The 25790-nt window shown below is 35.4% G+C and carries 22 protein-coding genes and 1 riboswitch; of the genes, 10 read left to right on the forward strand and 12 right to left on the reverse strand.

The annotated features are described in order from the left end of the window. Positions 1–280: 280 nt before the first annotated feature. A complete protein-coding gene (locus tag IQI_RS13845) occupies positions 281–811 on the forward strand; it encodes a GNAT family N-acetyltransferase (protein ID WP_064093249.1) in 531 nt (176 codons plus the stop codon). Between the two features lie 143 nt (positions 812–954). Here the strand turns inward: IQI_RS13845 and IQI_RS13850 are convergent, their stop codons facing one another. Beyond that, complete coding sequence (locus IQI_RS13850; protein ID WP_064093250.1) at positions 955–1452, reverse strand: glycosyl-4,4'-diaponeurosporenoate acyltransferase CrtO family protein; 498 nt, start codon at positions 1450–1452, stop codon at positions 955–957. Then, the gene (locus tag IQI_RS13855) at positions 1449–2564 is read right to left on the reverse strand and encodes a glycosyltransferase (protein ID WP_064093251.1); all 1116 of its coding nucleotides are present in this window, start codon (positions 2562–2564) and stop codon (positions 1449–1451) included. Before IQI_RS13855 ends, IQI_RS13850 begins: the two co-directional genes overlap by 4 nt. Before the next feature lie 238 nt (positions 2565–2802). Here IQI_RS13855 and IQI_RS13860 point away from each other — a divergent pair, with 238 nt between their 5' ends. After that, the gene (locus tag IQI_RS13860) at positions 2803–4308 is read left to right on the forward strand and encodes a phytoene desaturase family protein (protein WP_064093252.1); all 1506 of its coding nucleotides are present in this window, start codon (positions 2803–2805) and stop codon (positions 4306–4308) included. A 47-nt stretch (positions 4309–4355) separates the two neighbouring features. Here the strand turns inward: IQI_RS13860 and IQI_RS20665 are convergent, their stop codons facing one another. The 3 genes from IQI_RS20665 to IQI_RS13870 form a co-directional block, all read right to left on the reverse strand. Continuing rightward, complete coding sequence (locus IQI_RS20665) at positions 4356–4514, reverse strand: hypothetical protein (RefSeq protein WP_156509912.1); 159 nt, start codon at positions 4512–4514, stop codon at positions 4356–4358. 59 nt (positions 4515–4573) lie between these two features. Next, entirely contained in the window at positions 4574–5104 is a 531-nt protein-coding gene (msrA, locus tag IQI_RS13865) for a peptide-methionine (S)-S-oxide reductase MsrA (protein ID WP_064093253.1), read from the reverse strand. A gap of 247 nt (positions 5105–5351) precedes the next feature. Further along, complete coding sequence (locus tag IQI_RS13870) at positions 5352–5894, reverse strand: PadR family transcriptional regulator (protein ID WP_064093254.1); 543 nt, start codon at positions 5892–5894, stop codon at positions 5352–5354. Positions 5895–6101: 207 nt separating this feature from the next. Beyond that, positions 6102–6306, forward strand: a riboswitch (cobalamin riboswitch). Positions 6307–6468: 162 nt separating this feature from the next. Between IQI_RS13870 and IQI_RS13875 the strand changes: the two genes are divergently transcribed. From IQI_RS13875 to IQI_RS13905, 7 genes are all read left to right on the forward strand, one after another. Beyond that, positions 6469–7434 (forward strand): ABC transporter substrate-binding protein, encoded by a 966-nt coding sequence (locus IQI_RS13875; RefSeq protein ID WP_064093255.1) that lies wholly within the window; start codon positions 6469–6471, stop codon positions 7432–7434. Then, a complete protein-coding gene (locus IQI_RS13880; protein ID WP_156509913.1) occupies positions 7397–8452 on the forward strand; it encodes a FecCD family ABC transporter permease in 1056 nt (351 codons plus the stop codon). Before IQI_RS13875 ends, IQI_RS13880 begins: the two co-directional genes overlap by 38 nt. Then, positions 8452–9912 (forward strand): adenosylcobinamide amidohydrolase, encoded by a 1461-nt coding sequence (locus IQI_RS13885; RefSeq protein WP_064093256.1) that lies wholly within the window; start codon positions 8452–8454, stop codon positions 9910–9912. The genes IQI_RS13880 and IQI_RS13885 overlap by 1 nt, the downstream gene beginning before the upstream one ends. Positions 9913–10120: 208 nt before the next feature. After that, the gene (locus IQI_RS13890) at positions 10121–11071 is read left to right on the forward strand and encodes an LCP family protein (RefSeq protein ID WP_064093257.1); all 951 of its coding nucleotides are present in this window, start codon (positions 10121–10123) and stop codon (positions 11069–11071) included. A 734-nt stretch (positions 11072–11805) separates the two neighbouring features. Then, complete coding sequence (gene proC, locus IQI_RS13895; protein ID WP_408007763.1) at positions 11806–12648, forward strand: pyrroline-5-carboxylate reductase; 843 nt, start codon at positions 11806–11808, stop codon at positions 12646–12648. Positions 12649–12773: 125 nt separating this feature from the next. Beyond that, positions 12774–13889, forward strand: coding sequence for a glutamate 5-kinase (gene proB, locus IQI_RS13900; protein ID WP_064093259.1), 1116 nt, complete (start codon positions 12774–12776; stop codon positions 13887–13889). A gap of 98 nt (positions 13890–13987) precedes the next feature. Continuing rightward, positions 13988–15250, forward strand: a complete 1263-nt coding sequence (locus tag IQI_RS13905; RefSeq protein ID WP_064093260.1) for a glutamate-5-semialdehyde dehydrogenase — start codon at positions 13988–13990, stop codon at positions 15248–15250. Between the two features lie 65 nt (positions 15251–15315). Here the strand turns inward: IQI_RS13905 and IQI_RS13910 are convergent, their stop codons facing one another. The 7 genes from IQI_RS13910 to IQI_RS13940 form a co-directional block, all read right to left on the reverse strand. After that, the gene (locus IQI_RS13910) at positions 15316–16065 is read right to left on the reverse strand and encodes a 3'-5' exonuclease (RefSeq protein ID WP_064093261.1); all 750 of its coding nucleotides are present in this window, start codon (positions 16063–16065) and stop codon (positions 15316–15318) included. Continuing rightward, complete coding sequence (locus IQI_RS13915) at positions 16065–17981, reverse strand: DUF294 nucleotidyltransferase-like domain-containing protein (protein ID WP_082892724.1); 1917 nt, start codon at positions 17979–17981, stop codon at positions 16065–16067. The genes IQI_RS13910 and IQI_RS13915 overlap by 1 nt, the downstream gene beginning before the upstream one ends. 147 nt (positions 17982–18128) lie before the next feature. Continuing rightward, positions 18129–20285 carry an MMPL family transporter gene (locus IQI_RS13920; protein WP_064093263.1) on the reverse strand — a complete coding sequence of 719 codons (2157 nt, stop codon included), beginning with the start codon at positions 20283–20285 and terminating at the stop codon, positions 18129–18131. A 218-nt stretch (positions 20286–20503) separates the two neighbouring features. Beyond that, positions 20504–21037 carry a D-glycero-alpha-D-manno-heptose-1,7-bisphosphate 7-phosphatase gene (locus tag IQI_RS13925; protein ID WP_064093869.1) on the reverse strand — a complete coding sequence of 178 codons (534 nt, stop codon included), beginning with the start codon at positions 21035–21037 and terminating at the stop codon, positions 20504–20506. Between the two features lie 147 nt (positions 21038–21184). Continuing rightward, positions 21185–22381: a class I SAM-dependent rRNA methyltransferase gene (locus tag IQI_RS13930; RefSeq protein WP_156509914.1), complete on the reverse strand. Its 1197-nt coding sequence runs from the start codon at positions 22379–22381 to the stop codon at positions 21185–21187. A 119-nt stretch (positions 22382–22500) separates the two neighbouring features. Further along, positions 22501–23337: an alpha/beta hydrolase gene (locus IQI_RS13935; RefSeq protein ID WP_064093264.1), complete on the reverse strand. Its 837-nt coding sequence runs from the start codon at positions 23335–23337 to the stop codon at positions 22501–22503. Positions 23338–23593: 256 nt separating this feature from the next. Then, on the reverse strand, positions 23594–24826 hold the full coding sequence (locus tag IQI_RS13940; protein WP_064093265.1) for an aminopeptidase: 1233 nt from the start codon (positions 24824–24826) through the stop codon (positions 23594–23596). A gap of 149 nt (positions 24827–24975) precedes the next feature. On the opposite strand from IQI_RS13940, the gene IQI_RS13945 reads away from it, so the two are divergent. Continuing rightward, a complete protein-coding gene (locus tag IQI_RS13945; RefSeq protein WP_064093266.1) occupies positions 24976–25635 on the forward strand; it encodes a DUF421 domain-containing protein in 660 nt (219 codons plus the stop codon). Positions 25636–25790: the final 155 nt, after the last annotated feature.

The following is a 25790-nucleotide window of genomic DNA, read 5'->3' on the forward strand; positions in this document are numbered from 1 at the left end:
TTTACCAAAAGACATGTTCATAAGTAAGAGCTTTATATTCTCATTTTTTCTAAGCTGAATCTAAAAGCATAGAGGATTTTGGTAAATAAGTGACAAGTATAAGAAAATACTTTACATAATACTCTCAGGAGAATCTCTGTCGGTCCCATGAAAAGGGGAGACCTGGAATGGAATTCTTTGATTCTCAACATTTTTTATTAGCAACAATCATTATGAAAAGAGCTTTATAAAAGAACAGGTGGATTAACCAGTTTCTAATGAATGAAGGGGGATAAAAGGAATGTTCTTTCAGCTGAACAATCAACGATTTACCGTAAAGAAAGCTACTTTAGAAAACTTAGATAGTATTGAAAATTTACTGATTGAGGCTTCAAAATGGATTGAGTCAAAAGGGCTGTCCCAATGGAAATATTATTTGACGAATATGGAAGGGAATAGAAATGAAATTGTAGATTCCATAGAAAGGGGAGATACCTTTGTGCTTGCTTTTCAAGGTGAAGTGATAGGGACGTTAACATTAAGCGATTCTCCTACAGATTGGGATGTTGACATATGGGGAGACGAGGTGTGGGAAGAAGAGAGCGTTTACTTACACCGTGTTGTAATTAGTAGGAGGTTCAAGGGAAAGGGAGTTGGTCAAGCGTTTCTTCATTGGGCGGAATCCTTTTGTAAACGTAAGGGTGTAAAGAAAATTCGTTTCGATTGTTTATATAACAATAAAAATCTAAACAGCTATTATCAAAAAAGATACCCTCTAAAGGATATCGTCAATAAGTTTGGCCAACATAGTATATATGAAAAAATATTATAAGAAGAGGAACCGAGAAAGTCAGGCGATTGATGGCTATCTTGGTGGAGGACTTTCTCGGCTCTTCTTCTTAAATTGTACAAATTTTATAAATCTATTCACTATATGATTTTAAATAGCCCAATAGATGAAAAAACTAGTTTTGTTCAGACAGATGTAGATTTTTCTCCAGTAATGCTTTTTTTACAAGGCATTTTTTTCATTTCCTTTATCTTTGTTACTCTTAAGCGATTGTATCTTTGAATCAGCACTAGGGGAACGTTAAATGCAAATGCATATAGAAACATACTCCAAGCAATAACTCCTTCATTCACCCATAAAAATAATGGTGCAGGAACTATTTGAAGCCAATGAGAAATTTCCGCGCGATTCGTTTCCAAAAGGAATTTTTCTCGTCCAACCTCGGTATTTAGTCCAATCTTTTCTTTAGATATTCCATTTTGAAACCAACCACCAGCATCTGGTATATACTTCTTCCATTTCTTAACTTTTAAAATTTGATATAGCTTTACTGATTCAATGCTATGGATAGGGTGAAGGACCACAGACAACTTTTGAATTTGTTGGGATGTTAATCGGGAAGTGATGATTGAAAACGAAAGATGAATACATACCCATCCTATGATATTCAGTAGGATAATCACTTCATTTTTTCATCCTTCCCCTTTTCCACCAATACATATCGATCCTTCCACATTACCTTTTTTGTAATAAAACGTTGAATAAACGAATATGTGAATGTGAAAATAAAAAACAGTAAATGAAGGGGAAACAACAATGTATCGAAAAAGCTGAAGTTTCCAATCCTTCTCAACACAAAATATAAGTAAGATGATAGAAGTAAATATTGAAATAAAAACACATACGTATCTGTCCAGAGTAGAGTAGGAAAGTGTATGACAAAAGAGGTCATCAAACTAATCCATATTGACGTGAGTAAGAAGAGCATTACATTTGTCGTTTTTGCACCAGAAGCAATACTTTTTGACCAACCATGAATTAAATCCTTAAACCCCATTGAGTACATCCTCATTAAGATGGCACCTTTTCCACTAGCTGCTTCCACAGGTTCACCGAGTTTCTTGGCTCTCTTCATTAATGCGAAATGCTCTACCATATGTTCCTTTATTGCATAATGTCCTCCGACACGATAATAAGCACTTCTTGAACAAAGCATGCATTGACCAAAACCGCCTGAGGGTGTAAAAAATAAGGAAAGAAAGTGAGTAATTCCTGTTGAAGCAAAAATAATTAAGTGGAAAAACATAGAAAATGTTTCGTAGCCATCTTTCATTTTATGATAAGGGTGAATACTTAAAAACCCTTGGTTTAGCTGGTTCTTAAATGTTTCACAAATTCGTAGTAAACCCGTTGTTTCAAACCACGTGTCTGCATCTACAAATAATAACATTTCTCCTTCAGAAGCCTTCACTCCATTCCAGCAAGCCCATGACTTCCCGTTCCACCCTATAGGCAGTGGAGGGTTATCAACAACTCTCGCTCCATTTAATAGAGCGATTTCTTTTGTGTGGTCTGTACTGGAATCATCCACAACAATTACTTCTAACGGTTGAATTAGTTGGTTCTTGATACTTGTTAATAATTTTTCTATATTTTCTTGTTCATTTCTAGCCGGGATAATAATTGAACATTTCTTAACAAGATAGCTATTCTGTACATGAATCGTTTTTCTGACGGAAGATATTCTTGTAAATAGAAGAACTGTAAAAACAAAAGCACTTAGCCATATGAACATCTTTTCACCTGCTTCAATAATAGTATATGTAACGACATTTTAACCATTATTGTTGAGGAGAATACGTGTTGACTATTAATTAGCTAAGGATTCTTGGCAACTATACGTTCCTGGTTTTTATATTAAACATGAAAACCAGGGTTTGAAAAAGAATAGATTGGGCAGACTGAAATGCTGAAAAGATATTAATCAATCAATTCCAATATTAATAAATTCTCTTAAATAGGAGGCGAGGAAATTGAAAAAGAAAGTGTTGATTGTTGGTGGAGGATTAGGTGGAATGTCTACTGCAATCCGCCTTGCATCTGAAGGCTTTCAGGTAACCATTTTGGAAAAAGGTGATAGACTCGGTGGGAAATTAAATAAACGTGGAGGTAAAGGCTTTTCATTTGATACAGGACCTTCCATTCTTACGATGCCTTGGGTATTAGAGAAAGTGTTTGCCCATGCAAATCGGGATATAAATGATTACCTTGATATCGTTCGTGTGGAACCAGGATGGAGAACGTTTTTCGAGGATGGCAAAACATTAGATGTATCATCAGATTTACCTACTATGTTAAATGAAATGAAGAAGACCTCTCATGAAGATGCAAATAATCTATTTAATTATTTAAGCTATTGTGGGAAAATGTATGAACTGACAATGAAAAGCTTCTATAAAAAGAGTATTAATGGATTACAAGACTTACGATCTATGCATCCTGTGAAGGAATTACTTCAAATGGATCCTATGAAGTCAATGGATGCCGCTACTCGCCGATTTATTAAGGATAAACATCTACAACAATTATTTAATTTTCTTGTGATGTATATTGGATCTTCACCATACCATGCTCCTGCTATCATGTCACAGCTTACTCATGTTCAATTAGGCTTAGGCGTTCATTATGTTAAAGGTGGCATGTACAAAATAGCCGAAGCGATGGCAAAGGTGTTAGAAGAATTAGATGTTGAGGTGCGTTTGAATTGTGAGGTTGAAGACATCATAACGTCCAACAGTAGGGCAGAAGGAGTTCGGACAAAGATAGGGGAAGAGATTAAAGGTGATTTGGTTGTTTCAAATTTAGAAGCCATTCCTTGTTATAAATCTCTATTAAAGGAACATCATGAATCTTTTAAAGAAGTCCATGAGCTAAATAAATATGCACCCACAGTTTCAGGATTAGTTTTATTACTAGGGGTTGACCGCACTTATGATCAGTTAGCACATCACAATTTCTTCTTTAGCAAGGACCCGCGTAAAGAATTCAAACAAATTTTTGATGAAAAGAAATTAGCGGATGATCCAACAGTGTATATAGGGGTTTCTTCTAAAACCGATGAAACTCAAGCACCTGAAGGTAAGGAGAATCTATTTGTGTTAACCCATGTCCCACCTTTAAAAGAAGGAGAAGACTGGAGTATATACAAGGACAACTATCGAGAGAAGATAATAACAAAGCTAGAAAGAATGGGTGTATCAGATTTAAAGAAACATATTGAATATGAGTATACCTTTACACCAAATGATTTGGAAAATCTATACGGTGCGAACGGGGGATCCATTTATGGAACGGTTACAGACCGTAAGCTAAATGGAGGATTCAAAATACCAAATAAAAGTAGGATTCTTTCAAATATGTACTTTGTAGGGGGTTCTACCCATCCTGGTGGTGGTGTACCAATGGTTACATTATCAGGACAGCTAACAGCAGAATTAATAATGGAAGAACAAGTAAAAGTAAATCGTTTTATTGGATGAGAAAAAAGTGATCGCTTTCAGACAAGCGATCACTTTTTAAATTATTTTTATTCCTTTTTATTATCTGGTAAAGAATTTACGACATCTGAATTCGTAAGTTTCTCTGTTTCTTCATCAGGCACAGGATCAAAAAAGTTGACGGCTTTGCCTGGACCTTCATATCCCATAACTTGTTCTCTATCAGTAGAATTTGTTTTTTTCTTCATAAGAACACCATCCTTATCCAGTAGTGTGTCAGAAGGAGGTGATATTCATTCAACTATTTTTAATGATTCCAGTGACTAAGGATAAACTCATCCCTGCCTGATTTAGCACGATCCGATTTGTATTCATTTGGATTTTTTTTGTAAAATTTTTGATGGTATTCTTCTGCTGGATAAAAGACAGATGCAGGAAGAATTTCTGTTACGATAGGCTTTTTGAAGCGACTACTCGCGACAATTTCTTTTTTTGTATTTTCAGCAAGAATTTTTTGTTTTTCATTATGATAAAAGATGGCCGTGCGGTATTGATTCCCTCTATCATGGAATTGTCCGTTTTCATCAGTAGGGTCAATCTGGGGCCAGTATAATTCTAATAATTTCTCATATGGAAATAGGCTAGGATTAAAAGTGATTTGTACCACTTCATAATGTCCACTAGTACCTGATTTAACATCTTTATATGTTGGGTGTTCGATATGACCACCTGAATAGCCTGAGACAACATCGATTATTCCGGGCAATTCATCAAAAGGCTTTACCATGCACCAAAAACAACCGCCTGCAAAGGTTGCTAGTTCTAAATCATTATTCATGTGGGAAACCTCCTGTATAGCACCTATGCTACTCTAATGGATTAAAGAGATAAATAACATGAGAAGATTTTATCATTAATACGCAGATTTTGACAATCAAAAAAAACAATGTAACAACTATTTTTTATTTCTTTTAGATTATACCTATACTCATATTCCAAAAAGGTGTGATAGGTTAAATGGCATAAATAAAAAAGGTTGTATTAGATATGAAGATACTCCTCAATCTAAAACAACCTTTAATTATTTAATTTGGTATCTTACTGATCTCATTTATGGCCCAATCACACCATTCAATATACATTTTTGCGTAGCGTATCCCAAACTCTGCAGTTAGATAATCGCCAATGTGGTCGTAAGGAGGCGGGGCTGTTTGAAAAGATTGATCCTTCCAGAGCTGAGTTCCTTGGACGATGTTTTGATTGTGTTTTTTCATTTTACGGACAAGTGTAATGGCCTCTTCTTTAGAAATAACATGAAAGGCAGAGGCTCTGATAAGGAATTCGTCTTTAATCTTTGCTGGTTTGGATTCCTCGTGAATCAGCCATTGTATTAATTGACGTTCTCCTTTAGGTGTAATGGTGTATATTTTCTTATTCGGACTGCCTTCTTGGTAAACAACATCAAAGGTCGTTAAATCATCTTCTTCCATTTTACCAAGTTCTTTATACACTTGAGAATGAGTGGAACTCCAAAAATATATATGCTGTGTTTTAAAAGTATGAAATAGATCATAACCTGTTTGTGGTTTTTTTGCTAGTAACCCTAACAAAGCGTAACGAATTGACATGGTGAAAACTCCTTATGAATTATCGATCAATTTCTAAGAAACGGTTATTGAACTCGCCCGATAAACTTTATTATTTTTAGTATACCATGTAGAGAGTAACTGAGAGTAGCTCATTAAGAATAGAATTCACCTTGAGAACAAAGAATGATCTTAAAAAATCATTCCAAATAAATAGAAACTTATGTATAATGCAAATGAACGGAAAATTACATACTTTTGAGATTAGGTGAAGTGGAATTTGTATTTACAAACTCCTCTGCTTCATAATAGGGAAGTTGGTGAAAATCCAACGCGGTCCCGCCACTGTAAATGGAAGTGAGCTGTATAAAACCACTGTACTGTATTGAGTATGGGAAGGGTGCAGCACGCAATGACCATGAGCCAGGAGACCTGCCTAATGTCTTTAGCACCAGTACTACGCGGATAGGAAGGTGTAACATGCATACGGTTTTTTTGGTTGCATTTTACACAACATCTCTTACTGCTAGAGATGTTTTTTATTTGTCTAAATTCATACATTTAGATAATTTTTAAGTTTACATGTAGGATAAAAATTGATTTAGGGGGAAGTAAAATGAAACAGTCAGTTAACGTATTATTCGCCTTTTTATTATCTATTAGTTTATTGGCAGCATGCGGAAGTAATGAAAATGGTATGAAGGAGAAGGAACAAAAAAATGGAGAAGTAAATCAGGAACAATCATCTGAATCTGTAACTCTTAAAGACGCCTTAGATAACGAGGTTACCTTGGAAAAAAGACCGGAAAAAATCGTCTCACTAATTCCAAGTAACACTGAAATTTTATTTAACTTGGGGTTAGATAAAGAAGTAGTCGGTGTAACAGATTTTGATAATTATCCTGAAGAAGCAACAAAGAAAGAAAAGGTAGGAGGTATGGAATTTAATGTTGAAAAAATAATAAGCTTAAAACCGGATTTGGTATTGGCGCATGAGTCATCAGCAAAAAGTGCTGAAGAAGGACTGAATCAATTACGAAATGCAGGAGTAACTGTTTATATTGTACGGGACGCTGCGAACTTCGAAAAACTCTTTACTACAATTGAAAATATAGGAGTTCTTGTTGGGAAGAAAGAAGATGCAAATAAGACAGTTTCAGAAATGAAGTCCAAGCTGGAGGATATAAAAGAAAAAACCAGTACCGTGTCAGAGAAGAAAAAGGTGTATGTAGAGGTTTCTCCTGCCCCTGAAATATATACAACTGGGAAAAACACATTCATTGATGAAATTCTTTCACTTGTAAACGCTGAAAATGTTGTGACAGAAGAAGGATGGGTTCAAACAAACCAGGAATCTGTTATTCAATCCAATCCGGATGTGATCATTACTACTTATGGATATTATAGTGAAAACCCAAAAGAACAAGTAATGAGTCGAGAAGGATGGCAAGGTATTGCTGCTGTGAAACATGGAAATGTCTATGATGTTCATTCAGATTTAGTGACTAGAACCGGACCAAGATTAGGAGAGGGAGTAGAAGAAATTGCCAAATCGATTTATCCAGAGTTATTTACAGAATAAAATATGGATAATTTATGGAATGGCATGTGTTTTTCTATTGCTTTCACTTCTGGCAGGTATTTCAATTGGCACAATTTCCGTTCCTATTCGTGATATTTTCATGATTATTAGTGCGAAAATATTCCGCTCTGAATTACCACAAACGATAGATTCGATGTACACAAATATTGTTTTCTCTATACGTTTACCTCGTGTTTTATTAGCATTATTAGTTGGAAGCTCCTTAGCTATTGCAGGAGCTTCTTTTCAAGGTTTGTTGAGAAACCCGTTAGCTGACCCTTATACACTTGGTGTTTCCTCTGGGGCATCAGTGGGAGCCGTTATCACTCTGTTTTTTAATTTGAGTTTACCCGTAGTAGGTAAATTTTCTTTACCATTTTTAAGTATTATCTTTTCTATTTTAACTGTATTTCTTGTCCTATGGTTTGCCCAAAAAGTTGAAAAAACAATGAAGGTTGAAACAATTATCTTAACGGGAATCATCTTTAGTTCCTTCTTGGGTTCATTACTCTCATTAATGATTGCATTGACTGGTGAAGAACTCAGACAAATCATCGGTTGGTTATTAGGAAGTGTGTCCATGAGAGGGTGGGATTACCTATTGATTATTATCCCTTTCTTTTTAATTGGTGTCATACTCTTACTCTTCAATAGTAAAGAACTAAATGGGATGAGCTTTGGTGAAGAGCAGGCACAGCATATTGGGATTTCTGTTCAAAGAAGAAAGCTTGTTATCCTGATATCTGGAAGTGTTTTAACAGGTGCAGCTGTCGCTGTTTCTGGAACAATAGGATTTGTTGGACTTGTTATTCCACACTTCTTGAGACGGATTGCAGGACACGACCATCGTCATTTACTTCCTTTATCACTCATTGTGGGTGGTGGATTTTTGGTATTAGCTGATCTTCTTTCAAGAACAATCATTGCCCCTACTGAGCTTCCAATCGGTGTAATTACAGCATTAATTGGAGCACCTATGTTTGCGTATATTCTTTTAAAAAGAAGAGGTGTTTCATAATGTTAGATATAAAACATGTATCCGTGGGATATGACGACAAAAAAATAATCGACGATATGAATTTTCAGATTAAAAAGGGAGAATTTTTTGGTATTTTAGGACCAAATGGAAGTGGGAAAACTACATTACTTAAAGCTATGACGGGAATCCTTCCTCTGATTGAAGGAGAAATTTTTCTAAACAATAAAAACATACATCACTTCTCTTCAAAAGGTCTGGCAACTCATATGGCTGTTCTTCCACAGATTACATCAGAATCATTTTCTTATAAGGTTAAAGATACTGTTTTACTTGGGAGGTATGCTCATCAAAAAGGTTTCCTAAGGGGGATAAATGTAAGAGATAATGAAATTGTAGAAAACGTAATGAAGCAAACGGGCATTTTCTCTTTTCAACATCGCTATCTTCATGAGCTATCAGGTGGAGAAAGACAGCGTGTATTCCTTGCCCAGGCATTAGCTCAAGAGCCTAAACTCCTCCTTTTGGATGAACCGACAAATCATCTGGACTTATCCTTTCAAAAAAACTTGTTGGATTTGTTGAAAAATCAGACTATATATGAAGAATTAACAGTCATTGGGATCTTTCACGATTTGAACCTGGCAAGCTTATACTGTGATCGGTTACTGTTATTAGAAGAAGGAAAAACAAGATTGATACATCACCCTGAAGAGGTTTTAAAAGAAGAGCATATTGAAGCAGTTTATAAAACAAAGGTTCAAAAACATGCACATCCTATGATTGCAAAGCCCCAAATGGTGATTATTCCAGATGATAACGAAAAAGAAGATGTTCTTCTAAATGAAAAATACCTTCAAATAAATGAAGAGTATCTCTTTTACCATGCACCTAGTCCATTAAAATGCATGTCTTCTGGAATTATTGGAGCTGGAATTGGATGGTTTAGAAATTTTGTGAATCGACGTGTTCCATCTGAGTACGATTGTTCAGATTATCAAGAGGATATGAAAGCTTTTCTAAATCAACAACAAATAGATCCAACGTTTTCAGTTGGTATGATGACTGCATTGGATATTAAGGATGTGGTTTTCAAGCGTTTTCAATTAGATCATCTATCCATTTTTGTCATCGTAACTGCAGGAGTGGGAAATGCAATTGATGTTGCCACAAGCTATCAATACGATTCAAAGGCAAATCCAGGAACTATCAATACTTGGGTCTTTATAAATGGAAATCTTTCTGATGAAGCATATATCGAAGCACTTGTCACTTCAACTGAAGCTAAAGTCAGGGCACTTCAAGATATGAACATTAGAGATAGGAGAACGGGTAATTTAGCTACGGGTACACCAACTGACAGTATCCTTATTGCTTCTTCACAAAAAGGGCAGCTGGAACCCTTTGCAGGTCCAATAACAACCATTGGTAAGTTAATAGGAAGAGGTGTATATGAAGTAACAAAGGAAGCGATTGAAAGATACTTAAATAAAAGTTCATGACCAACATGCCTCTATCTTAATATGAAATCTACCTTCATAACAAATCAATACATTTTATCAGTTATATGATAAAATAACTTTCAAATAGTAAAATCATTTGAGAATTATGGTAGTTTAACCAAAAGAATAGGATTGCCAATGTCACCAATCTGTATTACTATTTCATACTATCATCATAGTTCTTGAATGACATAAAGAAGGTGAAGGAATGGTTTCACGTTTAGATCGTAAAGTGAAGAAGAAAAAACGCGGTAGAAAAATTGTGTTGGTTTTATTATTAATGATTATCAGTTTATTAGGATATTCAGCTTTTCAATTTTATCAAGGGTTTAAATTGGCTGATAAAGGTCAAGCCATGGAAGATTATAAATTTAATGGGGTGAAAGATGAAAATGGCAAAATTAACGTTCTGTTAATGGGAGTCGATAGTAGGGGAGAAGAGAAATCCCGAACAGATACTATGATGCTTGCTCAAGTAGACCCTAAAACAAACGAAACTAAGCTTGTTTCGTTTATGAGAGATATTTATGTTGAAATTCCAGGATACAAAAATTACAAATTAAACACAGCTTTTTATTTAGGTGGTCCAGAGTTATTAAGACAAACAATTAAACAAAACTTTGATATAGATATTCAATATTTTATGATGGTAGACTTTAAGGGCTTTGAACAGTCAGTTGATATTTTAGCACCAAAGGGTATTGAAATGGATGTAGAAAAAGCTATGTCTAAAAATATTGGTGTTTCTCTTGATCCAGGTGTTCAAAGCTTAAATGGAAAAGAACTTCTAGGTTATGCAAGATTTCGTGCAGACGAACAAGGAGATTTTGGTCGCGTAGAAAGACAACAAAAAGTCATAGCGGCTTTAAAAGAAGAAGTCTTAACAATCGATGGTGTGACCAAATTGCCTAAGCTTGCTGGATCGATCCAACCATATATTGAAACGAATATGAGTAAGCTTGATCAAATTTCATTGTTAAAAGATGTATTATTAAGTAATAGTGATGAAATTGATAAGCTAACGATTCCTGTTGAAGGAACATATGATTTTAATAGTTATAGTGGAGTCGGTTCCGTCATTGAGTTGAATTTTAATGAAAATATACAGGCACTAAAAGATTTCTTGAACGGAAAAAAAGAAGAAGCTCCAACTGAATAAGAATAAAGAAAGCCCATAAGATATTTGATGTCTTGTGGGTTTTTTTTGATGGCTCTTTTCGCAAAGATTGTTGTTTTTTACATGAGTTCTGCCCTGGCTTTGTCAATCAGTGTGTGCTGGATGGTGGGGGAAACTGCTCCGCTTTCCGCGGAAAGCGAGCATCCTGGAGTGGAAATCAACTACTACTCTCTTCTTTAAAATATCCTTTTGATAGAAGTATTAAATCCCTACCATATTATTTTCGAGTGCTGTACCTAAAAGCCACTTCTGATAGTGCAATAAATTCAATACAAGAAAGTACGACATGATCATCAGTAATAATGGAATTTCATGAAACCTCTAATGAATGAACCAAGATATCCTTCCAAGTATGCAAACTCTCAACGTTTTATCCTTAATCTTCCCGATGGTTTTCACCTTAACCTGGTTTATAAATAGAAGGGAAAATTCTGATTATAAGGGCTGAGAGCCAATATAAGGCCTTTAGAAGGAATCTGAATAACTGAAATGGTAATGATAGCGCTTCCACTAACTATTTCGACGATTTCCTTACTACTTCCTTTGATTCTCTTGATATCATTCATCAGCATGTTACGATTAATAACGTTGTGAACAAAAGGCGCAGCAACAATACATTTTTTATAAATCATCTATTAAATAATGAATAAATTTTAAAACTAATTTTATATGAAATGATGACATTGAAGTTAAACTAACAGGAGTGGATTTGATTGTTGAAAAATAAAACGATTGCTTTTCTAGGTGCAGGAAATATGGCGGAAGCAATGATTTCTGGTACTGTACAAAGCGGGAAAATACCTTCAAACCAAATAATAGTTTCTAATCGAAGTAATGAAGGTAGACTTCAAGAGATGAAAGCAAAATATAACATTACGGCAATGACAAAAGATAAGTTAAATTTTAATGAAATAGATATGTTAATCCTTGCAATGAAACCTAAGGATATCGATAAAGCTTTAGATTCAATAAACCATTTAGTAAGAAAAGATACAGTAATTATGTCAGTTCTTGCTGGAATAACGACATCTCATATGGAAGAACAGCTTCCAGGAGGTCAATCAGTTATTCGAGTAATGCCAAACACTTCAAGTATGCTTAAAGAATCTGCAACTGCCATTAGTGCAGGTAGATTTACTTCTGAAGAAGATATGAATAATGCAAAAGAGTTACTATCTACAATTGGTGAAGTATTTATTATAGAAGAAACTCAAATGGATATATTCACAGGAATTGCCGGTAGTGGTCCAGCTTATTTCTACTATTTAATGGAGCACATCGAAAAAACGGGTGCAGAAGCGGGATTAGATCCAAAGCTAGCTCGGAAAATTGGTGCACAAACAATATTTGGTGCTGCAAAAATGATGTTAGAGCGTGAAGAAACACCAACACAACTTAGAGAAAATGTAACATCCCCTAATGGAACAACAGCTGCAGGACTTGATGCACTAGCCGAGTTCGGCGGAGGTAAAGCCATCTCAGAAGCTGTAAAAGGAGCAGAAAAAAGATCTAAAGAAATCAGCTCTTCCTTACAGTCCAAACAGTTAGTAACCAACTAATCAACTAAAAATAACCCATATAAATAACCTCATTAAAACAAACTACCAACAAACAAGAAATACAAGTCCGTCCCTGCAAATGTAGTAGGGGGCGAGGGACGGACCTTTTTACTAGGAGTGATTTAATGTCCCAGAATAGTCAGAAGAAACGTATTGTTATTAAGATAGGAAGTAGTTCATTAACAAGCTTACATGGAGAAATGAGTCGTAGAAAATTAGAACGATTAGTAGATGAAGTTGTACGCTTAAAGGATGACGGTCATGAAGTATTACTTGTTTCATCAGGAGCCGTTGCAGCAGGATACCGTAAACTTGGCTGTCTAACGCGTCCTAGCTCTTTACCAGAGAAGCAAGCAGCTGCAGCTATTGGTCAAGGATTATTAATTGAAGCTTATTCTGATCTATTTATCTCTCATGGATACGTAGCTTCTCAAATTCTGATCACTCGTAGTGATTTTTCTGATGAAGATCGTTATAACAATGCCCGAAACACGATTAATGTATTACTCGAAAGAGGTATTATTCCAATCGTAAATGAAAATGATACTGTAACCATTGATCGCCTTAAATTTGGAGACAATGATACTTTATCTGCTAAAGTTGCAGCATTAGTGGATGCGGACCAATTAATTATTCTATCGGATATTGATGGTTTATATGATTCGGACCCTCGTAAAAATCCAGATGCCGTATTACTGGAAAGTGTTAATGAAATTACAGATAGCATTGAAGATATGGCAGGTGAGCCTGGCAGTTCTGTAGGTACAGGTGGAATGCGTTCGAAAATAGATGCTTTCAAAATAACTATGGCATCAGGAATTCCAGCTTTCCTTGGTAAATCTGGAAATACTGACGTAATCTATGATGCTGTTCAACATACAGCAAAAGGCACGTACTTTGAGTCTAAGGAAGATGCTGTTAACTTAGATTCTAAAAAGCAATGGATTGCATTTAATTCAGGACCTGAAGGCGTTATTACTATTGATTTAGATGCAAAAGAGCGCATTTTAGAACAGAAAGAAAGCTTAACGATTAATGACATCTATACAGTGGAAGGACGTTTTGACAAAGGAGCAGTAGTGAGAATCATTGACAATACTAAGGAAGAAATAGGTCTTGGAATGGTAAACTATCGCTCTGGTCAATTGAAAAATCCAACAGATATTCAAGAGGATCAAATTGCTGTTGAGATTGATCATCTCGTTTGTCATGTTGAGGTTCCAATTCCAGTCGGAGTCTAATAAGGAAATAAGAAGAAGGTAAATTGAATCATATACTTTTTTCCAACTTCCCTTTATAAAAATGATATTTGAAATATAAAATAATCAGGAGGAATTTGATGACTGTAACAATAGAAAAAACAGATGTAAAAAAACAAGCAATGCTGGCGAAGAAAGCTTCGAAAACACTTAGCCTATTAACGACTGAGCAAAAGAACAAAGCACTTCACATTCTTGCGGATCATCTAGAAACAAAGTATCAGTCCATCCTAGATGAAAATGAAAAAGATTTAGAGAGAGGTAGACAAAAGGGCTTTGAAGATGCCTTTATGGATCGTTTATCACTAACAAAAGAACGCGTCCAGGATTTCGCCGACGGACTTCGTCAAGTGGCCGAACTAGAAGATCCAACGGGTAAAGTTGTATCCGATTGGGACCTTGAAAACCAACTTCAGGTACAAAAGGTGACAGTTCCACTAGGCGTTATCGGAATGATTTATGAGGCACGACCAAACGTAACAGTAGATGCAACTGGTTTAGCACTTAAGTCAGGGAATGCTATTGTGTTAAAAGGTGGTTCAAATGCAATAACTTCTAATAAAGCAATTGTAGATGTTATGCATGAAGCTTTAGAGCAGACAGACATTCCAAAAGATGCTGTTCAATTCATTAACACAACTGACCGTGAAGCTACAAGTGAATTATTTACAATGAAAGAACAGATTGATGTATTAATTCCACGAGGTGGTGGTGCATTAATCAATGCCGTTGTGAATAATGCCACTGTACCTGTACTAGAAACAGGCGTTGGAAACTGTCATATTTATATTGATAAAGATGCAGATGTAGAAAAGGCTTTGAATATTCTTATAAATGCTAAGACGGACCGTCCAGCTGTATGTAATGCTGCTGAAACTGTCATCATCCACGAAGATTGGTTTAAAGAAAATAAAGATGCTTTTGTAAATAAATTAGACGAAAGCAATGTTACGATTCATGGTGATGAAAAGGTAGTAGAAGCCATTGCAGACGCGAAATTAGCTGGAGAAGAAGATTGGGCAAATGAATACCTTAGCTTAGATATTGCTGTGAAAATCGTTACATCTCTGGATGAAGCAGTAGATCATATCGAACAATATGGGACGAAGCATTCAGAAGCCATTGTGACTGAAAACAATGAAACAGCCAAGAAGTTCATGATGCTAGTTGATGCAGCTGCCCTTTATCATAATGCCTCTACTCGTTTCACAGATGGTGGAGCATTAGGGTTCGGAGCTGAAATTGGTATTTCCACTCAAAAATTACATGCTAGAGGACCAATGGGGCTACCTGCATTAACAACTGTAAAATATATGATGCATGGAACCGGACAAATCCGATAATTGTAAATGAACTATAACATAAGAAGACTCTTGAGGCTGATCTCAAGAGTCTTCTTTATGTTGGTTTATCCAAATGATTCCTCGTTGATCTTTTCATGTAGTCCACGAATCGTATGGATTTCTTGTTTGTAACAAAGCTTTAAAAGTTTTTCGAAGATTTCAGCCGTCATAATGGCATCATTTAGTGCGTGGTGACGATTACGGTATTCAATATTAAAACGTTGGACGAGATCGTCTAAGTAACAATCATCTCTATCTAGTAATTCATTTGCCAAAGAGAAGCTATCTACATATTCCGGGTCAAAGCTAGGAAGTTCCCATTTATTTACCCGTTTTTGTAAAAAATTGATATCAAAGCTCGCTGGATGAGCTACTAAAATTGTTCCTTTGCAATACTCTAAAAAACGCTCTAAACCAATGGGGAGAGTGGCACCTTTTACAAAATCCTTTCTTCTTAACCCGGTAAACTTCTTTGTACGTCTTGATACGGTTTGAAGGGGGTTTATGACTTGATAGAAGGTGTCTTTACTATAAGTTTTCCCATTGTGAATTTTAACAGCTCCAATTGAAATAATCTCATCACCTACTTCAGGGAAAAATCCAGTTGTTTCAAGATCAAAAATGGTGAATGTACAGTCTGACAAGTGCTTCCTTTGTAAAGTTGGTTTTTCTTCTTCAAACTCCTTAAGTGTTTTAGTTAATTTTTGATAGGAGGGCTTTATTTTCTCGCGTTTCACTTGGATTCTAAAGAAAAACTGCTGCCATAAATAATATTTTAATATTCTGTAGCCTACATTGATTCCGATTTCATTCATTAGACCACCCGGTTCCTATTAAAGCTTATTTCCATCACTTGTTGGAGACGGTTGGCTATTTGTATCGACTCCTTTAACTTTTGACGTTCTTCTTTCGTCAAAGTACGCATATCAATTTCGTTGCTTAATGGTAGTCCCTCGTTAAGCTGATGTAGGTTTTGTTGAGTTCGCATCGATAATAGAATATGCATAGCTGTTTTTACATTTTCAGCATCTCTGGGGTGAAATGCTTGCATATTTTTTAATGCTTGAAGTCTTTTAATGGTATTCACTTCTTTTACCCCGTATTTAACAGATTGGATGCGAACCATATTTACGATTTGAAGGAGCCCGGACTTCTTAATATTAAAAAGGTGGTTCTTAGGTTTGAGATTCACTCTTCCTAATGGCCCTACAGGGAGCTTAAACCGAAGAGCATCTTTTCTCAACAGCTGCTGCATATTCAATGATCGTTTTGATTTTTCAGCCAAGTAACTTCTTATCTCTTCTGCAATTGAATAGTCTCCATAAATTGGTCTGAAATCATAAAACATAGTAATATTTTGAACCTCTTGTGCATCAATTTCATGCAGCCACTGATCTATTGCTCTTTTCCAATCAGTGTAGGAGCGCTTCCATTTTTGCTCTTTAGCCATGATACCGCCTGTACATTCAGGAAAGCCGCAAGCTGCCAGTTTTAGATTCAATTTCTCAGTGAAAGCTTGAAAGTAATGATCAACTTTATCTAAATTTGTTAAGTGATTATAGTCATCTAATATGATTCCATTATCTTGATCTGTATGGAAACCCTGTTCACTACGTCCTTGACTGCCCATTACAATAAAGCAATAATTGATTGGTGCAGATCCATACCCTTCTTGGCGCATTTCTCTTTCGGATAACTGAATAATCTTACGATGTAGTCGATCATTATAATTTGAAATAACTTCACAAATATCGTAGCCCAAGCTATCTTGAAGAAGAAGATCACCGATAAATTGTTGGAAGGTTTTACTCTTTACCGTGGCTAATTTTACGAGCTCATCATTCGTGAGAGCTTTTTGTATTTTATAAGATAAGTCAAGATAGTTGGAATCCTGAATATTAAGGAAAGAGGTACTTGTTAATACACCAACCACAGCATCATTGCGAATGATCGGAACAAAGTCAACTTCTTCATGTTTAAAGTATGAGAGTGCTTCATATGCAAAAGATTCATCACGAATCCAAAATGGTTTTTTCTTCATCCAATCCTTTACCGATTCAGACAGGGGAGAATTTGTGATATAAGATAGAATTTCTCGTTGAGTTAAAATGCCAAGCATTTTATGGTTGTCATCAACGACAACCAAACCATATGTATCTTCATCCTTCATTTTCCTTGCAGCGCTTATGATCGTATCATATTCTTTAATAAATACAGGACGTTCCATAAGAGTGTGAACTTTTGTACGGAATAGTGTAATGTTTTCATCATCTGTTTCAGTAGCAGACTTAGTTTTTATTTCATCATATAAAGTCTTCATTCTATTTCCGATGCTTTCGAAAATGATTTTTGAAAAATCATTATTCCTTGTCATCACATCTAATAAATGATCTTTTCGGATACGGAAAACGTTGCAGTCTTCCATGGCCTGTACAGAAAAGGTCATTTCACCACTTGTCAGCATTATCATAATTCCAATTAAATCCCCTGGATAGTAGAACCTCAAAGAATATTGCTTTCCACTTGAGCGATGGAGAACATTTTTTGCTAAACCAGAAACGATAAAGTAAATATCGAGTTCTTCGACAGTTTCATCCTCATGAAAAAGAAATTCACCCTTTTTAAAAGTAGTGTATTTTGATCCTGAAATAATATCATGTAATTGTTCTTCTGTTAAAACGTCAAAGGGATAATGCCCCTGAATTATTTGAAGCAATTCGGATTGTTTCAAATTGATTCCTCCCGTTCCTACAAGTTCCATAGTACTCTAACATAGATTTCCCTATTTTGAAAACGATAAAACAAGGAATGCGAGGAGGAGGGAAGTCAAAAAAAGAACCCCGATGCGACAAGGCATGGGGGTAAATTCAAATTCGTTTTATGATGCTTTACGAGCTTTTAAATATTGTTTACTCTTATTTCGAAAAGGCATCCACCAGTTCCAATCCCCTAGGAGCTTCATTAAAGAAGGAACTAGGATCATACGAATAATGGTGGCATCTATAAAAATAGCGATGGCAATGCCAATCCCGATTTGTTTCACAGGCATAACACCCGTAAAAGCAAATGCCCCTGTGATAACAATCATAATTAGGGCTGCAGAGGTAATGATTTTACTTGTTGAAGTAAGCCCTTCAATGGTTGACAAAGTATTATCTCCTGTTTCCTGATAAATTTCATGAATTCTAGAGATAAGAAAGACTTCATAGTCCATACTTAATCCAAATACTAAACTAAAAACAAGAACCGGTAACACTAAAGCGATTTCCGATTGTGGTATCCCGAAAAGCCCACCTTGGAATATCCATACGAGAATTCCAAAAGTGGAAGTCAGACTGATCATATTCATTACGATCGCTTTTAAAGGAATAACTAAAGAACGAAAAGCGACCATTAATATAAGGTAAGTAGAGCCTAATATGACGATCAGACATAATCCAACTTTGTTATAAATTTCATCAAAAATTTCTTGGTTAAATTTCACTTGTCCTCCAAACTGCAAGGGGTGAGACCAGTCTTTTTCACTCCAAGCTCGAACAAGTTCTTGAGCTTTGCTCGAAGATGCATCGATTGATAAGTGAACGGGTAGAAGAGCCTTATTTTCTTTAATAAAATAATTTAAGGCTGGTTCTATCTTTTGAGAAGTTTCAGGTTTTTGAAGAGCTAGAAAAAGCTTCTCACTTGATTGTATGTCACTTACAGAAAAAATGGATTCAATTGACGAAACGCTGGATTCTGTTTTAAGTTCTGCGATTAATTGATCCAGCTCTTTAAGGCCTTCTTTGGATGTCCAACCATTTGGTCGTTCAGCTACAACATAAACTATACTGTTTTCATTGGTTTTAAATTCTTTTTGAATGGTATCAATCGCTTGGCGTGATTCAAAGCTTGTAGGGAGTGCCTCTGAATCTGGTATTGATAGCTTCATGGATTGAACAGGCAATATACCAATAGCCAAAACGGATAATGCTAAAACCGCTAACATAATAGGTCGTTTCATGACAAATCCTGAAAATTTTCTCCACTTATTTTGGTTACTATTTTTCTGTTTAATAATCATCCATTTATTTAGAGAGTGTCCAAGGACAAGAAGGACAGATGGAAGTAAGCTCAATGCAGAAATAACAGCTAACAAGACTACGACCATTCCACCAATGGCAATTGTTTGAAAGATATCAATTTGGATGATCAACATGGCACCTAAGCCGATAAAAACACAAACAGCAGAGAAGATAATTGATCGACCAGCTGTGCGTATAGTTGTTTGAATCGCGTCTCTGATAGAGGCCTTTTTTAATTCCTCTCGATAACGATTAATAAATAATAGAGAGAAATCGATACTTAATGCTAAGCCAATCATAGGAACAACATTTAGTAAGAAAACGGATAGTTCCACAGAACCGCCAACCAACGTTAATATGCCAAAAGCAGATACAACAGTAACTACACCAATCAATACCGGAACGATAGAAGCAATCACTGATCCAAAAGCAAATAATAGGACTATCATTGCAACAGGTAATCCAATAAGTTCTGCACGTTTTAAATCATTTTGACTAGCTTTGTTGATATCAGAACTAATGATAGAAGCTCCTGTCAAAGATTGGCCGGGGTTGTCATCAATTAATTGTTCAATCGTTTTGATCTCGTTAGAAATATCTGAATGATCAAATGCAAGGATAGCATAGGCAACATCCTTTTTCTTCAATTCATCGTTTTGAAGAGGGGATTGAATGGAGGCAGTAAGCTCGAGATTTTCAATTTCTTTTATTGTTTGTTGAATGGATTGATTGAAATCCTCCTTATTTTGAGAACTTTCTTTTTCCATTAACAATAGAATGGTTGACTCAGGGAAATCAAATGAGGATGACAGTTCTTCTTGAACAGATTCAAATTCTCCATCAGTTCTAAAACCATCTCCCCCTAAAATAGAAGGTAATTCAGTTGCAAAATAACCAAAGACTCCAGCTACAATTATCCAAAAAGAAATAATCCATTTATAAAAACGAGTAACTCCTTTTCCTAGAACATTCATTTTATCTCACACCTTTAACGTTTTTCTTGTATCAATCACGGGACATAATGTATAGGAAGAATGAATCACTAGTCTAGTTTAATTGGTAATGAGCAGTGGTGCAATAAATAATTGGTGAGCCTATGAAGAAAATGTTCAAATGAGCTGGTGCCCCTATATAATACAGAAGGGATGTATGGTTAATGAGATTAAAGCTTCATGGAGAGTATAAGTGTCCATTAATTTGCAGCTATATAAAATGAGGCTTCCAACAAATTTTTAAATAACTTATCAGCTTGAATAATGTGTCTAGAAGCATCGTCGCTGCATAGTAATATGGTTTTTGTGCCAGCTCTGCTACCAGCCTCTATATCAGTTTCACGATCACCAATCATATAAGAAGAGGACAAGTCTATATCGTATTTTTGGGCTAATTCCAAAAGCATCCCTGGTTCAGGTTTTCTGCAAGCACAGCCTTCATGTGGTTTGTGAATACAGCATGAAATGTCATGAATATTTCCACCTGAAGATTTTATTTCATCCACCATATAATCGTGGATGGATTGGAGCTGATCTATTGAAAGATACCCTAATCCAACTCCGCCTTGATTCGTAACAACAAAAATTAGATAGCCTGCCTGGGATAAAATCTTTATAGCTTCAAGGGAACCTTCTAGGAAATAAAATTGATGAGGCTGATTTACAAACCTTACTCTTGATGTCTTTACTTCGTTAATAACTCCATCACGATCTAAAAAAATAGCCTTATTCAACATTAACACCTCTCATTCGATTTATTTCAACATTTCTCTTAATTAAATGTCACATTATGCGGTTTCCGAGGAAATAATGACAGACTATTCTGTCATTTATCTGTGGGTAAAGGGACGGACCTCCAAATTGGAGGTCCGTCCCTTTCATTACATTTTTTTTATGAATACGACTTTTAGATAGTCAGCTTGTTTGTACTGGTTTATGGTTTTGAAGTCTTCAGGTAAAGTGTGTTCTTCGAGAATTTTGTAGGATTTATTCAATTCATTAAAGGCCTTATCAATGAATCCTTTGAACTTTTTCATATTAAAGGTACTGCAATTGGTTGAAGCTACAATCACGCCTTTATCCTCTGTTATGGAAATGGCTTCTTTCAGCAAGTCTTTATAGTCTTTTGCTGCACTAAACGTATGTTTTTTAGAACGGGCAAAGCTTGGGGGATCCAGAATGACCAAATCAAAGGAAAGTTCTTTTTTCACGGCATATTTAAAGTATTTAAATACATCCTCTACGATAATTTTTTGAGCTTCATAATCAATACCATTCACACTAAATTGTTCAATGGTTTTACTTAAGCTGCGATTAGCTAAGTCAACACTTGTCGTTTCTGTAGCACCGCCAAGTGCTGCAAACACAGAAAAAGCCCCTGTGTAGGAAAAGGTATTAAGTACTTGTTTACCTTCTGAATAGGAATCGCGTATTCGTTTTCTGACTTCTCGTTGATCCAGAAAGACCCCTACCATAGCTCCATCATTTAAGTAGATAGCAAATTGAACCCCATTTTCCTTCACTAATAAAGGGAAGGTAGGGCGATGGCCATCAACAAAATCATCTTCTTCAACGTATTTTCCATCCTCTGCAAATCGTTTTTTCTGATAAATTCCTTTGTAATCGGTTAATTCTTTAAGAGACTGAATGACATCTTCTTTAAATGTATAAGCTCCTTTTGAGTACCATTGAACTAAATAATATCCATCAAAATAGTCAATCGTGATGCCACCAAAACCATCGCCTTCACTATTAAACAAACGGAATGCTGTTGTTTCTTCATTGTAGAAGAAATGAAGTCTCTGATTAATTGCAGCTTGAAGTTTTTTGTAAATGAATTCTTTATTGATTTCTTCTGGTTCCTTCCAACTTAAGAGCCATCCAAGTCCCTTATTTTGCTTACCATAGTAACCTCTTGCAACAAAAAGACCTTTTGAATCAACTAGTTTAATAATTGTTCCTTCTTTTATTTCCTCATTATGTGGAAAAATAACATTTTCCTTATTTATTAAAGGGAAGCCTTTTCGAAATTGACTTATGTATTTAGAAGTAGTTTCTAACTGGATTTCTTTTCCCAAGTGAATCATCCTAACCTGTGGTTTTGTCATGTGTAGTATAGAGGTTAAAGAGAGAATTGGCAACTTTCCATTAAAACGAAAAAAACTTACCCAAAAAGGGTAAGCAATAAAGAGTTAGCTTATCTTCCCCAAAGGAAGTCACCAACATGACGGTCTACTTTAACGGTTTCATGTAATCCACTATGAGAAATAGAAGGATCATAAACAATTTTTGAATGGAACTCATTTTGTTCAAAGAGTTGTTCACTTCCTAAGGCACTTGCTACATTCACAACATCATCACCAGAACCTGCAATGGACAAGACTTGTATATTTGAAGGAATTGTATGACGGTTTATGAATAACTTCTTTAATGCACGTGACTCAGGTTTTAAGTCGATGACAGCGGATCCTGTGTTAATTTGATCATAAGATTCCTTCGTTACTCCTAAGAAGGGAGTGGCAATGGTAATAAATTTATGTGTTCTTGGAACCAACTTTTTATTAAAACTATTCTCTAGATATTTGGTAGAGGCTAAACCTCCCATTGAATGCCCTACGAGATTTATGTTATCAACTTGAAATTGTTGATGTAAAAGCTTCATTGCATTCTCTAACCATATAGCTTGTTTATCTAAAGATGAACGATTATTTTCAAAGATAACCTGAACGAGTGGAGGAGAAGAGGGGTTTTTAGGGATTATTCCCTTATATGAAACGTTTCCTTCTTCAGAAACGTAAATCTCAAGTGTCTTCTGTCCCCAACCATGCTGATTTTCAAAGCGATCAAGCATCGTTTTAAATGAATTATATGTTCCTTTGTAACCGTGTATAAAGACGGTAGGGTACTTCTCCACTGCTGACAAAGTTTTCTCGCTAGATTCTACGTTGGTGGTGCGGAAAATTGTATATATTGAGAGGAGAGTAAAAAGTACAATCCCTCCCCAAAAAAAGGTACGCTTATGTTTGATTGCCAAAATACATCGCTCCTTAAAGAGGTATATCTCTATTGTAAGGGAAATGTTTAGTATTGAACATGTTATAAATGAAATTATTTTGTCATATTACATGCAATTTTTGGCATTTTTAAGGATCAGTTAATACTTCTTGTTGATTTCTGGGGAAATGGGGTTGTAGGTAAATCATCTACTACTTTCTTATCTTTAAGAAAGCTTATAAAAAACCTATATTACAATAGATGTAATATAGGTCAAGGCAAATTAACGATTTAATTTACACCCAATCACCATTTCTGAAAATGGATTCGATGGAACCGTCTTCTTTTTCACCATCAATATTCAAGTCAGCAGAACCAATCATAAAATCTACATGAATCATGCTTTCATTAAATCCTACTTTTCGTAATTGCTCAGGACTCATTTCTTTGCCATTTTCAACACAAACAGATAAAGCTCTTCCAAGTGCAATATGGCAAGATGCATTTTCATCGAATAGTGTGTTGTTAAAAATGATATTCGTATTTGAAATAGGTGAGTTATGCGGAACTAAGGCTACCTCACCAAGATAAGAAGAACCTTCATCAGTTTCTAGAAGATTTTTTAATGTTTCATAGCCCTCTTCTGCTGAGAAATCTACTACCTTACCATTTTTGAAGGTTAAAGAAAAGTTCTTTATTAATGTGCCGCTGTAATTAAGAGGTTTTGTACTTGTAACAACACCGTTTACTCCTGTTTTTACAGGTATCGTAAAAACTTCTTCTGTTGGTAAATTAGGAACGAACGGAATGTTTTGATCATTTGTAAACTGGGCACTAATCCATTTTGTTTGCGGGTCAAATTCAATAGATAAGTCAGTACCAGGTGCTTTATAGTGTAGTTTCTTATATCCCTGCTCGTTTAAACGGCGAGCGTTTTTATTCAGTTCTTCAATATGTCTTTCCCATAAATCAACCGTATTGTCTTGATCAGTTCGTGTTGTATAGAAAATCTTATCCCAGAGCTTTTCTATTGAAGCTTCTTGGTCAAGATCAGGAAATACACTTTGAGCCCACTCAATTGTTGGGTAAGCCGCAATTAACCAGCTTATTTTCCCGCCACCAATATAAGTGGAAAAATCTTTCATTGCTTCGGCTGAAGCTTTGTTTAATATAGCGACTCTCGTTGGATCTGAATCCTTTAGAAGTGATGGATTTGGTGCAGCTAAATTTAGAACTGCAACGTTATTTTCCGCCATTTCAATAAAGCCTTTTGCCTTCCAATGTGGGAAAGCCTTTAATCCTTCTTCAGAAGATTTTTCTAATCTGATTTTTTTAATCTCTTCATCATAATAATCTGTCAGCACGTTTAATGCACCAGCATCATAGGCTTTAGCAGTTACATGACGAACGAACTTATAGGCTGAAATTGGAGCAGAGATTAATAACTCCTGATCTTTTTGTAAATTTAATCCTACGCGAACAATTAAGTCAGCGTATCTCTCTAAATTTTTATCAAATTGTTTAGACAAAGTAAATCCCTCCTTTTATATGTATACAGTTAATACTATATCTCTTTATTCAGAAAATTTCCATTTGTGACTTAAATTCGAAGGTATATTTATTGAATGAATTCAAAGACTAGATACAATAAGTATAAAAGGAAAGGGGGGAGTGGTTTATGGATGTTAGTCTACTTTGGAAAGCAGTAATAATTGTCATTGGAGGGACGCTGCTTTTAAGAATAGCAGGAAGAAAGTCTATTTCTCAAATGTCACTTGCTCAAGTAGTGATTATGATTGGAATTGGTTCTTTATTAGTACAGCCAATTGCAGGGGAAGGTATTTGGTCAACACTTATCGTAGGATTAATGCTCGTTCTCTCATTGATTATCATTGAGTATGCCCAGTTAAAAATAGATTTGTTTGAGAAATTCATTTCCGGAAGAGCAAAGGTTCTAATCAAAAATGGTGAATTACAAGTTGATACACTACGAAAACTTCGCTTTTCTGTGGATCAGTTAGAAATGAAACTAAGACAAAATCAAATTTCTTCTATTAAAGATATCAAGGAAGCGACTCTTGAGCCAAATGGACAGTTAGGGTTTGTCCTTAATCCCAATAAACAACCTGCTTCAAATGAAGATATTCAGCTATTAAGACAGGAAATATTTGCACTGAAACAACTCATCCTTAACCCTTCATGGAAGTCTGCTAATTTATCAGATTTTAAACCTAACCAACCAACAATGTCAGCATTGAACCCCAAAAATGAAAATGATTTGTTTAATGAAATTAGTTCCCAGTCACATTCAGTAGAGCCACCTGAAAATTTACAATAGTATTGAAAAGACTGGCCATTAATTATAACCATTCGAAATATGGATGATGATGGATTATTAGAAATAATGGAACAGTAATAAAAGAAAATGATTAAAGCATTACTGAACTTTAGGGGGCTATTATGAAATAAACGCATCTTAAAAAGAAAAGCTCA

Origin of the sequence: Rossellomorea aquimaris TF-12, assembly GCF_001648555.1 — a bacterium.
Classification (GTDB): domain Bacteria; phylum Bacillota; class Bacilli; order Bacillales; family Bacillaceae_B; genus Rossellomorea; species Rossellomorea aquimaris.